We start from the raw sequence: 13,041 nt of genomic DNA, 5'->3' as shown, positions 1-13,041 counted from the left end.
ATGCTGACCTTCCTCCTCAAGAAACTCCCGTCGGTGGTGGTGGTGGCGATTGCGAGTTCTCTCATCGCCTTTATTCTGCCACGGATGGCGCCCGGCGATCCCGCCGTGGCACTGGCGGGATCGGATGCAAGCCCCGAACAGCTCGCCGCGGTGCGCGAACAGATCGGCCTCAACGGGCCGCTCCACGAGCAGTATTTCCATTGGATGTGGAACCTCCTGCATGGCGATCTCGGACGCTCATTTGCCATGCGCCGCCCGGTCTCGACGCTGATCATGAGCAGGCTGGAAAGCACGGTCGAGCTTGCGGCGCTGGCGCTGATGCTGATGATCATCATCGGCTTCACGCTCGGCATCCTGTCGGCAACGTTGCGCCATCAGTCCGCCAGGGCAGGGCTCGACATTCTCAACACCATCTGTCTGGCGACGCCGCCTTTCCTCACCGGTCTGCTGCTGATCCTGCTGCTCGGCATCGCCTTTCCGATCCTGCCCGTCAGCGGCGAGATCGGCCTGCTGCGCGACCCGTTGAAGGGGCTGCAATTCCTCATCCTGCCGGCCTTCGCACTCGCGTTGCCGCAGGCGGCGGTTGTCGCCAGGCTTTTGACCACAGCGATCAATTCGGTGCGCGGTGAAGACTTCATCGATCTTGCCAAGGCAAAGGGTGTGCCGCCGGGCCGGCTAATGCGCCGCCATCTTTTGCGCAACAGCCTCGGCCCGGCGATCGTCGCAATCGGGCTTCGGGCCGGCGAGCTCTTGGGCGGCGCGATCGTCATCGAGGCAATCTTTGCCCGGAACGGGCTTGGCCAGCTTGCGGTCTCCAGCGTCCAAAACCGTGACTATCTGGTGCTGCAGGCGCTGATCCTCGGGGCGGTTCTGGTTGCAGTGCTGATACAGCTTTTGTCCGAAATCACTATCGCGGCGCTCGATCCGCGCATCCGGCTGGAGAGTTGACCATGGCCGCACCGCAATCGGAATTGATCCATCGCCATTGGTTCAATCCGTCGATCGCCGGCTACATGCAGGCGTTCACCACGACGCGCGGCATTGTGGCGCTGACGGTGATCATTCTCATCTCGGCGCTTGCCTTTCTGGCTCCGTTTATCTTTCCTCTCGGCTACGACATCCAGTCCCGGGAATCGTTGCGGGCACCGTCGCTCGTGCATTTCTTCGGCACCGACGAACTCGGCCGCGATCTTTTTGTGCGCAGCATCTACGGGCTAAGGTCGGACCTGACGCTTGTTTATTGTGCGGTGCCTGTCAGTATGGTGGCAGGCACGCTGCTTGGGTTGATCGGGGCAGTTTCGCCAAGACTCGGCAATTTCGTGCAGCGTTGCCTCGATATCATCGTGGGCTTCCCGGGGCTCATCCTCGGCATCTGCGTCGTGCTGGTGCTCGGCGCCGGTTGGACGGCGCTGTTGGTGGCGATCGTCATTTCCGGTCTGCCAAGCTTCGGACGCCTTGCCCGCGCCACGCTGCTCGCCCAGCAACAGCGGGAATACGTCATCGCGGCTCGCACGCTGGGCGTCGGTAAATGGCAGATCATGGTCCGCCACATCTTGCCGAACGCCATCGACCCGATCATCGTACAAGGCGCCGTCTTTGTCGTTTCGGCGATCTTCATCGAGGCGGCGCTCAGCATCGTCGGGCTTGGATTGCAGCCGCCGGAACCGTCACTCGGAACGCTGCTCAACAACGGCATGCGTTATGTCAGCCGTGCGCCGACTTATGTGCTCGGTCCGACCGTCATCCTCATCCTCGTCGCGCTTGCCTTCAGCATGCTGGCCGACGCCTTGAACGATACGGTGAACCGCAAATGACCGACATTTCAGTCCAGTCCGTTGCGCCGCTGTTGAATGTCGAGGGACTGTCCGCCTCCTTCGCCGGCCGGCATACGAATATCCGCATCATCGACAACGTCTCCTTCGAGGTGAAACCGCGCCGCGTGCTCGGCATCGTTGGCGAATCCGGTTCCGGCAAGTCGGTCACCGTACGCTCGGTCCTCGGCATGCTGCGCCATCCCGGCCGGATCGATACCGGCAAGGTGATGTTCAACGGCCGCGATCTCGTCGGCCTGCCGGAAACCGAGATGCGCAAGATTCGCGGCAAGGATATCGCCATGGTCTTCCAGGACCCGCAGGCGGCCCTGAACCCGGTGATGACCGTCGGTGAACAGATCGCCGAGGCGCTTGTGGTCCATGGCGCAGGCCGGGCGGCGGCGCGCGAACGGGCCCTCGAGCTGCTGCGGCAGGTCGGTATTCCGGATGTGGAGCACAATTTCGACCAGTACCCGCACCAGTTTTCCGGCGGCATGCGCCAGCGTGTGGTGATCGCCATCGCGCTTGCCAACAAACCTTCGCTGCTGATCGCCGACGAACCGACCACGGCGCTCGACGTGACGATCCAGGCGCAGATCCTGCGGCTTCTTTGTGAGCTGAAGGACGAACTCGGCCTGTCGATCATCATGATCACCCACGACATGGGCGTGGTGGCCGAACTATGCGACGATCTCGTCGTCATGTATGGCGGCCGGGTCGTGGAGCGAGGTACGGTAGCCAATGTCTTTTCCGCGCCGCGCCATCCCTACACCGCGGCGCTGCTGCATTCCGTGCCTCGCATCGACAGCGATACCGGCAGCCAGCTGCGCGCCATTCCCGGCTCGCCGCCGACGCCGGCGCGGCTTCCCTCCGGCTGCGCCTTCCATCCGCGCTGTCACTTCGCGGTCGATCGCTGCCGCACGGACGTGCCGAAGCTGGAGGCATTGGCGCCCGGTCATTCCGCCGCCTGCTGGGTGAGCGCGGCCACTGGCATCCCCGTCGTACCGGAAGAAGAAGGTCTTGCGCTCAAGACCCGGCGGACCCTTTCGGCCGAGCCTGTCCTGAGGATCGACGACCTCAGGACAGACGTCAACCGCGGTTCGGGTTCGTTCTTTTCCAAGGCCAAACCGATCTTTGCGGTGGACGGCGTATCGCTCGAGATCCGTCCCGGAGAAACGCTGGGCCTTGTCGGCGAATCCGGTTGCGGCAAGTCCACGCTGTCGCGCACCATTGTCGGCATCAATCCGATTGCCGCGGGGAAGATCACGGTCGCGGGCCGCGATGTCAGTGCGATGGATCAGGAGGATCGCGACACGATCACCCGAACCATCCAATATGTCTTCCAGGACCCGTTCGCCTCGCTCAATCCGCGCCGCAGTATCGCCCAGTCGCTCGGTGAAGCTCTGGGCGTCGCCGGCGTCCACGGCGAGAAAGCACGGCAGCGCTCGGTCGAATTGCTGCTGCGGGTCGGGCTGAACGAGGATTTCCTCGAACGTTACCCTTACGAGCTTTCCGGCGGCCAGCGCCAGCGCGTCGGCATTGCGCGAGCGCTCGCCACCGAGCCGAAGCTTCTGATCTGCGACGAGCCGGTCTCGGCGCTCGACGTCTCGATCCAGGCGCAGATCATCAACCTCCTGGAGGAACTGCGCGACGAACTCGGGCTCGGTTACCTGTTCATCGCCCACGACCTTTCGGTGGTGCGCCATATCAGCGATAATGTCGCGGTGATGTATCTTGGCAAGATCGTCGAGCTTGGCACGGCCGAACAGGTCTACGGCTCTCCGCAGCATCCCTATACGGCGGCGCTGATTTCCTCGACGCCGGAACTGGTGCTCGACGCGCCGCAGGAGAAGATCGTACTTGCCGGCGATATGCCGAGCCCCGCCAATCCGCCGAGCGGCTGCCGTTTCCGCACCCGCTGTCCGATCGGGCCGGCGTATTTTCCGGAGCGGGAAATCTGTTCCACCAGTTCACCAAGCCTCCAGGAAACTGGTAGCGGACAGAAGGCTGCCTGTCATTTTGCGGGCACGTCTTTGCAGATCCGGACGGGGAGATGAGGTTGAGCATGGAGAAGAAAGCGACGCGCAAAAGCCCAAGGGGAGACAGCAGGCGGCGGGCGATCCTGGATTCGGCGCTGCGGCTTTTCTCCGAGCGAGGCTTCAACTCCGCCAGCATTGCCGATATTGCCGCTGACGTCGGCATGACGCAGGCTGGCATGCTGCATCATTTTCCGTCGAAGGCCGCATTGCTTCTGGCCGTGCTGCAGGAGCGCGAGGAGCGAAACCAGAAGGCCAAATCGGAAAGTTTGGAGCGGGGCTTCGACTATTTAAGCACATTTCTACGAACGCTTCACACCAACGAACGAACACCAATTCTTGTACAGCTTTTTGCGATTCTATCGGCCGAAAGCATCGTTCAGGACCATCCGGCCCACGACTGGTTTGTCGAGCGGTATCGAGAGGTGGCGGCTTCTATGACCAGTGAGTTGGCGGCGGTTTTCGATCAGAGTAAGCTTCCAACCGGAATGACTCTCGAGACATTTGCACGTTGGATCATTGCGGTAGCTGATGGCGTGCGACTCCAGTGGCTTCTGGATCCGACGGCTGTCAGCCGCGAGGCATCAATGATCCAGTTCTTCAACATCCTCCGCCCCTATATGCGAGACCCGGATATGTACATTTCGCTGGACGAGCCGAGCCAGGAAAAACGCCGATGACCGATGCCGTTCTCGCCGGAAATACCTGCTGCTGCGCCGCTTCACACGAGCGGGAAGGCGAGGTCGTGCCGGCCGGGATAAAGCCGCAGACGTCCGGCGCGCGCCCGATCCACCGGGAAGCGGAGCCGCCTGGCGGTACTTTCCTGATGGGCGATCATTTCGGTGAAGATTATGCGCCGGATGGCGAGGCGCCCGTTCACGGGGTGTCGCTTGGCCCGTTCGCCATGGACACGACATGCATGACGGTCGCGCAGTTTTCGGCCTTCGCAAAGGCGAGGGGATATCTGACGGAGGCGGAGCGCTACGGCAATTCGAGCGTTTTCCGCCTCGCCGCCGCAGCCGACCGACCTGATATTCTCGGATATCACGGCACGCCCTGGTGGCTCACCGTGCGGGGTGCGGACTGGCGCCATCCGTTCGGGCCGCTGTCCGGTATCGAGGGCCTGATGGATCACCCGGTCGTGCATGTCAGCCATGCCGATGCGCTTGCCTATTGCGAATGGGCCGGGCGCCGTCTGCCGACCGAAGCGGAGTGGGAATATGCCGCTAGAGGCGGTCTCGCGGGCAAACGGTTCCCCTGGGGCGGCGGCTCCTATCTCTGTCACGCCTCTTACTGCCACCGTTACCGGGTGGCGGCGCGCAGTTCCAATACGCCGGGCTCCTCAAACTGCAATCTCGGCTTTCGAACCGTTTCCCGCCGATTTTCATAGCGCATAAGGACAGGACGTACCGATTTGAAAGCGATCATGATCATGTTCGACACCCTCAATCGCCGGTTCCTGCCTGCCTATGGTGCCGACTGGATTCACCTTCCCAATTTCCGCCGCCTGCAGGAGCGCACTGTCACCTTCGACAATTGTTATGGCGGCAGCATGCCCTGCATGCCGGCCCGCCGCGAACTCCATACCGGCCGATACAATTTCCTGCACCGCTCCTGGGGGCCGCTGGAGCCCTTCGACGATTCGATGCCGGAAATGCTGCGAACCAGCGGGGTCTATACCCATCTCGTCACCGATCATCAGCATTATTGGGAGGATGGCGGCGCCACCTATCACAATCGCTACAGCAGCTACGAATTCTGCCGCGGCCAGGAAGGCGATCGTTGGAAAGGCCATGTCGGCGAGCCGCTGATCCCTGCGACCGCAAGCTGGCGGTCCGGCAGTCTCTGGCGGCAGGACTGGGTAAACCGCCAGTACATGACCGACATCGCCGATCATCCGCAGACGAAGACCTTCGATGCGGGCGTCGAGTTCATCAAGGCTAATCACGCCGAGGATCGCTGGTTCCTGCAGGTTGAATGTTTCGATCCGCACGAACCCTTCTTCAGCTACGACCGCCACAAGGAACGGTATCCGCACGATTACGACGGCCCGCATTTCGACTGGCCGGACTACCGGGCCGTGACCGAAAAGCCGGGGGAAGTCGAACATGCGCGGATGGAATATGCAGCGCTACTCAGCATGTGCGACGACAGCCTCGGCCGCGTGCTGGATGCGATGGACGAATATGGACTGTGGGACGATACGATGCTGATCGTCTGCACCGACCACGGATTGCTGCTCGGCGAGCGCGGGTGGTGGGGCAAGAACGTGCAGCCCTGGTACGAGGAAAACATCCACACGCCGCTGTTCGTCTGGGATCCGCGCCTGCATGTTAAGGACGAGCGGCGTTCGAGCCTGGTCCAGACGATCGATTTCGGTCCGACGCTTCTCGATTTCTTCGGGGTAACCCCGACGGAGGATATGCAGGGCAGGCCTCTGTCCGGCGTCATTTCTACCGACGAGCAGGTCCGTGAAGCCGGCCTGTTCGGCAGTCATGGCGGGCATGTCTGCATTACCGACGGGCGTTACGTCTATATGCGGGCCTGCGTGACCCCCGAAAACCAGCCGCTCGAGCAATATACGCTGATGCCGACCCATATGGACCACCGCTTCGCACCGGGCGAACTCAAGGATATCTCGCTTGCCGGACCGTTTCACTTCACCAAGCAGGTGCAGGTCATGCGGCTTCCGGCCAAGGCGCTTGGCAATCCGTATATATTTGGAACGCTGCTCTTCGATCTCCAAACCGATCCCGAACAACAGAAACCTCTTCGCGATGAAGAGGTCGAAACGCGCATGGCGAACCTCCTCGTCGCAGCCATGCGCGCCAATCACACGCCGGCCTCGCAGTTCGAACGACTTGGCCTGCCCCTGGTGGGCGCCGTCGGTCCCGAGCATCTGCTGATCGACCGGCAATGGGCGCAGGTCAAGAATGGCGAGCGGCTGTCACAGCGCAACGATGACAGTCCAAGCTACCACCGTTGCGTCAGATTAACGCTAAACGAGGTTGTTAAGGACGCCCGGCTCTCGGCGGCGTTCAGGACGATTTTCGGATTGGATTTGTCATCTACAGTGCTCGATCGTTTCGGCCATCTGACCCCATGGCAGCTTTCGTTCTTGATGCCGAACGTTACTTCAGACATGCTCCGTGTTTTTGATGCCATCCCTGCCGAATGGTCGAGCGCTGGAGCTTTGCCATGATTGTTCCTGTTTGAGTCTTTGTGTCGCTTGGCGGCTAATCGTGAGAATGCGCCCGTTCGAGCGGTTCTTGGCATTTAATTTGAGATGTGCCGCCCGGGTTCCGCAGTGACCAATCCGTGGCCCGGTCGCATGATCGCGCCGCCGAGGTGCAGTTGTCTGATTTTGTCGAGCGTGTGAAAGTGGACGGCTTCATTGCCGATGCGCTGGGCAGGCACGGGATGCCAAGCCCGACACCATTTTTGATGGCACGCTGGTGTCGGTCCATCCTTACCCAATTCCGGGACTTGAGGATTGAATGTTCCAAAACGGATTAATCATCGCCGCTGATTGGCGCTGATTTCCAAACCGACAATGTATGCCGCCGTTAGAATGGGACCGAGCGAGCCACCGTGGCCGGGATATCCTTTTCCGAATATACTTGCTGCAACATTCCCGCACGCAAAAAGTCCTTCAATCGCGGATCCGTCATCACGAACAACGCTACCGCGAGATTTCGTCTTCAACCCGCCCTTTGTGCCATTGTTTCCTGGTAGAACTTCAACTGCGTAGAGGGGAGCAACATTGAGCTTCCCCAGGCATGGATTTGGCGCATGGCCAGAATCTCCATAATAAAGACCATGAACGTCCTCACCGCGTGCGAAATCTGGATCATGGCCCCCGCGAGCATACTGATTGAATCGTTCGACTGTTGCGGTTAGGCCTTCAACCGAAACGCCAAGCTTCTGAGCGAGTTCGGCCGCCGAACCCGCACTGATCATCCATTCCGGTGCGGTTTGTTGCGGGGAAACGGACGCGACGGGATAACGCGACTTGAAGGCGTGATCGAAAATAAGCCAGGCAGGCCTGTTTGGGTAAGAAAACGAGCCGGGATCAAAAGCGTTGAACGCCATACCGAGGTCATTGTATGAGCTCGCTTCGTTCACGAAACGCTCACCTTTCCGGTTGACCATAATGGAGCCTGGCAATGCCAGTTCACGCACCATGTTGCGTGTTAGTGGTTCTCCATCAAGGGCATCCCCCGGAATTCGATATGCAGCGGTCCACCATGCTTCAGTCATATTGGCCACTGCCGCGCCGGCCCGAAGACCAAATCGCAGGCCGTCTCCCTCATTACCAGGCGGTGTGGTCGGTGCACTTGAAAATCCAGGCAGGTAAGCCGAGACGAGGGACGAATTCCACTCGAACCCGCCTGTGGAGAGGACAACACCGAGCCGGGCAGATGTTGAACCCGAAACGGTTTCGACTCCTACACAGCGCTCTCCGTCGAACGATAGACCCGCGGCGGCTTCATTAAGGTGAAATTGAACACCATGTTTGGCGCAAGCCTGCGCCAGCCCAGCGACCAGGGCTGCTCCTTGCGTGCGCATTCGACGCTTCTGACGGTCTTCGATGATCTCTGATGGCAGACCTTTGCGGCTCTCGGACGATGTCACCGGCTGACGCAGGTGCGAATACCGAAGCGTCTGAAATAGAGTCTCGTCCATTGCTGGCGCGAAAGGTAGCGGTTCGACCGATCGGCCGGAACGTGCGCCGGGCCAGCCGGGATGGTAGTCCGGGCGATCTACACTGAAGAAGCGCAGCTCCGAGTGTTTCTCCAGAAACAACAACATTTCAGGCCCGGTTTTTAGAAAATCGACCAGAAGGCTGTTGTCGATCTCGCCAAGGGTCAGTCGCGTCAGATAGGTGATACCGTCTGTCTCCAGGTCCTCAAAACCGGACTTTTGCATCACGTGGTTTTTTGGAATCCAGATGCCGCCACCGGAGATCGCGGTGGTGCCACCGATTAGATGGGACTTTTCGAAAACACCGACTGACAGGCCCTGAATTGCAGCTGAAAGCGCCGTGAGTAGACCTGCACCACCGCTACCAAGGACGACGACATCATATTCCGACGGTTGCATATGACTATCCCTGCGATCTGCTTACTCGCCGATCATGGTTGTTGACCAGATTGCGGTGCGTTTCTGTAGTGAGCAGAATGATATTCGTGCGAACATGCGCTTCGATCTCGGCGGGAGATTTTTTGGCGATATAGGCCGCAATGATCCACTCGTGCCCTTGAAGCGTCGACTTCCCGCTATCCTTTCCAAGAGTATGCAAGATGGTCGCTTCCGTCCGCGGCTGGATGAAGCGATTGATCATCGCAATTCGCGATCTTAATTGCGCGATCTGCTCGACGATTGTTTCGTTAGGGCACCTCCGATTTATCACGGAGTGGAAGTCCAGGTTGCCCTGAGTCCATCCCGAAAGGTCGAAGGAAGCTAGCGCCTGTTCCATGCCCTCGTTGATTTTCTGAAGCTGCTTGATGTCGCTGGCAGTAATCCTCGGCGCGGCGGCGCCGGTTACGTAGCCCTCAAGCAATGCCAGAAGTTCCATCTGCTCAGCCCAGAGATCCGGATCGGCTCCAGCCACGATTGCGCCGGAGTTTTTACTGAATATGATCAGGCCTTCTGCTTCCAACCGACGGATCGCCTCGCGCACCGGTACAGGGCTGATCGATAGCTCCTTCGCGAGTGTGTCAATTACAAGCCGCTGTTTGGGTGCATAGAGGCCGCGATCTATCCCAGCCTTGAGATAATCGTAAGCAAGTTGCTGTTTGCTTCTAGCTTCTGTGACGGGTGCCACCACCTTTGCCATGCGTCACTCTCCAACGGTGATCAAATTGAAAATCAGATTTGATTTCCTTTTCGACCTAATGACTTCGGGTGGTTTCGGCAAGTGCTAGTGCTTCCAGGCCAGTCGCCGCTCAAGGCTCATACTCAACCGCGACAGGACGAAGACAATCAGGATGAAGATCACCCCAACCGCCGTCAGATACTCGAACTGCTTGTAGGTGATCGATGCCTGGGCATTCGCCACATAGAGGATGTCCTTGACACCAATCACGCCCACGATCGCGGAATCCTTCAAGATGACGATGAATTGGTTCAGAAGGAGTGGAATTGCAGTCCGTAGCGCCTGCGGCCAGATAATGATCGAGTTTGTTTTCCAGGGTGACAGACCCATTGCGGCGGCCGCTTCCCATTGCCCGCCATCAATGGTGAGCAACACGGACCGATAGATTTCTGCAACATAAGCGGTATTCAGAAGCGTCAGGGATATGATAGCGGCTGTGATCGGATCCATTTTCCAGCCTGTTGCTCCGGCGAGGGCAAAATAGACGAGCAGAACGTAAACATATGGCGATAGTGAGCGGAAGACCTGGATGTAGAGAAATCCTACCGCTCGGATGGCTGCAGATTTGCTCCTGAGAAGGGATACCACTAGCCCTCCGAAGACCATTGCAAGTGCGAGCGAGACGATTGCGATCAGGAATGTGTAACGAAGCCCGTAGAGCATGTCGGGCAGGTGGTTGAGGACAACGTACCAGCTATTCATGAGCTTCAAGCCCCTTTGCCGTCATTGAGACGGTCTTCGACGACTTTGACCAGCAAAGATAAAACCAGCATCGTCGCGATGAGTAGGACGGCGACCGAGATATAGGCTTCGAACGGCCTATATTGGTTGAGACTGATGTCCTGGGCCGTGAAGACGAGTTCCGGGACAGCAACCACTGCCGCGTAAGTCGCCGCTTTGAAGCAGATCACGAAGACGTTCAGCAGGGGCGGGATCACGACCCGAATGACCTGTGGAAAAAGGATAGTGCGATTGATCCGGAGGTCGGAAAGACCGAGCGCCTTGCCGGCTTCAATCTGGCCGACGTCAATCGAATTATAGCCGGTCCTGAAAATCTCGGAAGCAAACGCCGAGCTCATGATGGCGATGGCGATGACTATCGCTTGAGGCCCCGTCAGTGCCAGGCCGAATTTTGTTGCGAGCCCGAAGTAAATCCACAACAGCAGCAGATACATCGGCAGGCCCCGAACGATCTGCACGTAGGTGTAAGACACTGCGCGGGCGATTTTTGAGCGGGAGGCCGAGCCAAGATAGGAGATGAACCCGATAACGCAGCCCAGCGCGAATCCCGCGAATGCGAAATAGAGATCATACCCTAATCCCCATAGGAACCGGGGCCATTGCGCCAGGATGATCGAGAAATCGAGGTTCATGACGTTCCCTTTTTCTTTACTCGGCTTCTTCTCCGGTACTGACTCAATCGATAAACCCGAGCGCGAGCTTCGTCAACATCATATATGATTTCATATTGCAAGACAGATAGATTCAGGTCATAGATGTCAAAAAGCGGTCCCAAGCGGTCGCAAAAAAGCAAATAATGGGAAGTCAGACATGCGGTTTTCAGGAAAAACGGCCCTCGTAACCGGGGTCGCAAGTGGGCTCGGGCGCGCCGTTGCGCAGGCACTGGCGAATGAAGGCGCGAGGCTTGTTCTCGTTGATCGCGCAAAAGATCAGCTGGAAAACTTGGTGCTGCTTCTACGCGGAGAGGGAGCGGACGTCGCCGAACTCGTGGGCGATGTTTCCCGCGAGGAAACCTCACAGCAAGCAGTCGCACTGGCCCGGTCACGCTTCTCATCCCTGGACATCTTGATCAACAATGCCGGCATCAATCCTACAGGCACGATCTCGCAGACCGATCCCGCGATGTGGCAGCAGGCTTTGGACATAAATCTGAAGTCAGCTTATCTCTTCTGCCGGGAAGCGATCCCGCACATGGTGGAGGCGGGCAAGGGTGTGATCGTCAACACGGCCTCTATCGCGGGTCAACGGGCCTCGACAGCCGAGGCGGTATACGGGGTTTCCAAAGCCGGATTGATCATGCTGACGCGCACCATCGCGCGGGACTACGGAGCAAAAGGGATTCGCGCAAATGCGATCTGCCCCGGCGTCCTTGAAAGTGTCATGGCAGACAGATTGACCCGAATGTCGGCCGAACAGGTCGCAGCACGTGACCAGCGCTTTGCGCCGACGGTCCCTCTCGGTCGCCTTGGGACATACGAAGAAATCGCCAAAGCCACGCTTTTCTTGGCGAGTGAGGATGCCAGCTACGTGAATGGCGCGCAGCTGACAGTCGATGGCGGTCTTACCGCCTAACACAAGCTGTACCCCACGGATCGTGGGTTCCAGGCCGAAAATTTCATCGTGGAAACAACAAGGGGAATGCTCATGGATACGAAGCAAGATAATGGAATGCAGGCAAACCGCCGTTCGCTACTGACAGCAGGTTTGTTCGTGGGCGGCGCAGCTGCTGTTGCACTTGGTGCAACGACACCGGCCGCCGCGCAGGATGCCGCGAAGGAATCCGTCCTGGACAAAGCGATCCGCACCAAAAAAATCGTGGTCGCGGCGAGCCTCAAATATCCGCCAAACCTGTACATCAATGACAAGGGTGAGCCGGACGGCTACGAGATCGCTCTCATCCGTCGAATGATGAAAGATGTCTCGCCTGATATCCAGGTAGAATTCGCAGACATGGATTTCGGTCAGATGTTTGCAGCCGTCGAATCCGGCCGTGCCGATATCATGACAACGGGAACGATCTTGCCATCACGTTCGCTGCGTGGCTGGTTTGCCGGCTGTGCCGTGACGTTTCAACCGGTCTACGTCGTTGGACGCGACGCGTCAGACTTGACTTTCGAACAGATGAACTCGCCGGAGTTCAAGTTCGCCGCTCTTCAGGGAAGCTCGCAGGAAGCGAAGATCCGGGCGCTCTACCCGAAGGCAAACGTGTCGGTATTCCCTGACCAGACGGGCGCCATCGGTCAGGTCATGTCAGGACGTGCGAACGCAACCTTGCAGTCGCTGTTCACTATCGTGAACACCAAGAAACAGGGTGTCGCGCTTCAGATAATCGGCAAGGAACCGGCTTATGTCGATCACAATACCTTCTTCATGCCGACGGGAGACATGAAGATGTACATGTTCGTGACCAACTGGTTGCTTTTCAATGCAGCAGGCGGGATCCTCAACTCCGTATTCCGCGAGTATGTCGGCAAAGATGCGATCGCCGCAGGCCTTCCTTACCTTGCGGTTGGTCCGGGCGGCAGCCCTCTCAAAGTGGACGCGTGAGATTCGTGTCGGGGCGGCCGAGTGGCCG

Annotated in this window: 12 protein-coding genes; 8 read left to right on the top strand and 4 right to left on the bottom strand. The window is 58.8% G+C overall.

Annotated features, from left to right (window positions below; translation table 11 throughout):
* The 6 genes from AC1D3C_RS07135 to AC1D3C_RS07110 are packed head-to-tail and all read left to right on the top strand — an operon-like array spanning position 1 to position 7,049.
* Positions 1–948 carry an ABC transporter permease gene (locus tag AC1D3C_RS07135; RefSeq protein ID WP_040124732.1) on the top strand — a complete coding sequence of 316 codons (948 nt, stop codon included), beginning with the start codon at positions 1–3 and terminating at the stop codon, positions 946–948.
* A 2-nt stretch (positions 949–950) separates the two neighbouring features.
* The gene (locus AC1D3C_RS07130) at positions 951–1,814 is read left to right on the top strand and encodes an ABC transporter permease (protein ID WP_477482408.1); all 864 of its coding nucleotides are present in this window, start codon (positions 951–953) and stop codon (positions 1,812–1,814) included.
* Positions 1,811–3,868, top strand: coding sequence for a dipeptide ABC transporter ATP-binding protein (locus tag AC1D3C_RS07125; RefSeq protein ID WP_477482407.1), 2,058 nt, complete (start codon positions 1,811–1,813; stop codon positions 3,866–3,868). The genes AC1D3C_RS07130 and AC1D3C_RS07125 overlap by 4 nt, the downstream gene beginning before the upstream one ends.
* An 8-nt stretch (positions 3,869–3,876) precedes the next feature.
* Positions 3,877–4,527 carry a TetR/AcrR family transcriptional regulator gene (locus tag AC1D3C_RS07120; RefSeq protein ID WP_477482678.1) on the top strand — a complete coding sequence of 217 codons (651 nt, stop codon included), beginning with the start codon at positions 3,877–3,879 and terminating at the stop codon, positions 4,525–4,527.
* Positions 4,524–5,237: an SUMF1/EgtB/PvdO family nonheme iron enzyme gene (locus AC1D3C_RS07115; RefSeq protein ID WP_477482406.1), complete on the top strand. Its 714-nt coding sequence runs from the start codon at positions 4,524–4,526 to the stop codon at positions 5,235–5,237. The genes AC1D3C_RS07120 and AC1D3C_RS07115 overlap by 4 nt, the downstream gene beginning before the upstream one ends.
* Positions 5,238–5,261: 24 nt before the next feature.
* Entirely contained in the window at positions 5,262–7,049 is a 1,788-nt protein-coding gene (locus tag AC1D3C_RS07110; protein ID WP_477482405.1) for a sulfatase, read from the top strand.
* A 314-nt stretch (positions 7,050–7,363) separates the two neighbouring features.
* Here the strand turns inward: AC1D3C_RS07110 and AC1D3C_RS07105 are convergent, their stop codons facing one another.
* From AC1D3C_RS07105 to AC1D3C_RS07090, 4 genes are all read right to left on the bottom strand, one after another.
* Positions 7,364–8,950, bottom strand: a complete 1,587-nt coding sequence (locus AC1D3C_RS07105; protein WP_477482404.1) for an FAD-dependent oxidoreductase — start codon at positions 8,948–8,950, stop codon at positions 7,364–7,366.
* A gap of 4 nt (positions 8,951–8,954) precedes the next feature.
* The gene (locus AC1D3C_RS07100; RefSeq protein ID WP_051900455.1) at positions 8,955–9,686 is read right to left on the bottom strand and encodes a GntR family transcriptional regulator; all 732 of its coding nucleotides are present in this window, start codon (positions 9,684–9,686) and stop codon (positions 8,955–8,957) included.
* 84 nt (positions 9,687–9,770) lie between these two features.
* Positions 9,771–10,427 carry an amino acid ABC transporter permease gene (locus AC1D3C_RS07095; protein WP_172724408.1) on the bottom strand — a complete coding sequence of 219 codons (657 nt, stop codon included), beginning with the start codon at positions 10,425–10,427 and terminating at the stop codon, positions 9,771–9,773.
* A gap of 5 nt (positions 10,428–10,432) precedes the next feature.
* Entirely contained in the window at positions 10,433–11,098 is a 666-nt protein-coding gene (locus tag AC1D3C_RS07090) for an amino acid ABC transporter permease (RefSeq protein WP_105404653.1), read from the bottom strand.
* A gap of 178 nt (positions 11,099–11,276) precedes the next feature.
* On the opposite strand from AC1D3C_RS07090, the gene AC1D3C_RS07085 reads away from it, so the two are divergent.
* Both AC1D3C_RS07085 and AC1D3C_RS07080 read left to right on the top strand, forming a co-directional pair.
* Positions 11,277–12,038: an SDR family oxidoreductase gene (locus AC1D3C_RS07085; RefSeq protein ID WP_105426882.1), complete on the top strand. Its 762-nt coding sequence runs from the start codon at positions 11,277–11,279 to the stop codon at positions 12,036–12,038.
* 72 nt (positions 12,039–12,110) lie between these two features.
* Positions 12,111–13,013: a substrate-binding periplasmic protein gene (locus AC1D3C_RS07080; protein WP_172723944.1), complete on the top strand. Its 903-nt coding sequence runs from the start codon at positions 12,111–12,113 to the stop codon at positions 13,011–13,013.
* Positions 13,014–13,041: the final 28 nt, after the last annotated feature.

It is taken from the genome of Neorhizobium sp. P1_A6 (assembly GCF_056406795.1).
The sequence above is the reverse complement of the archived record's forward strand: the minus strand, read 5'-3'. Positions and strand labels throughout refer to the sequence as shown.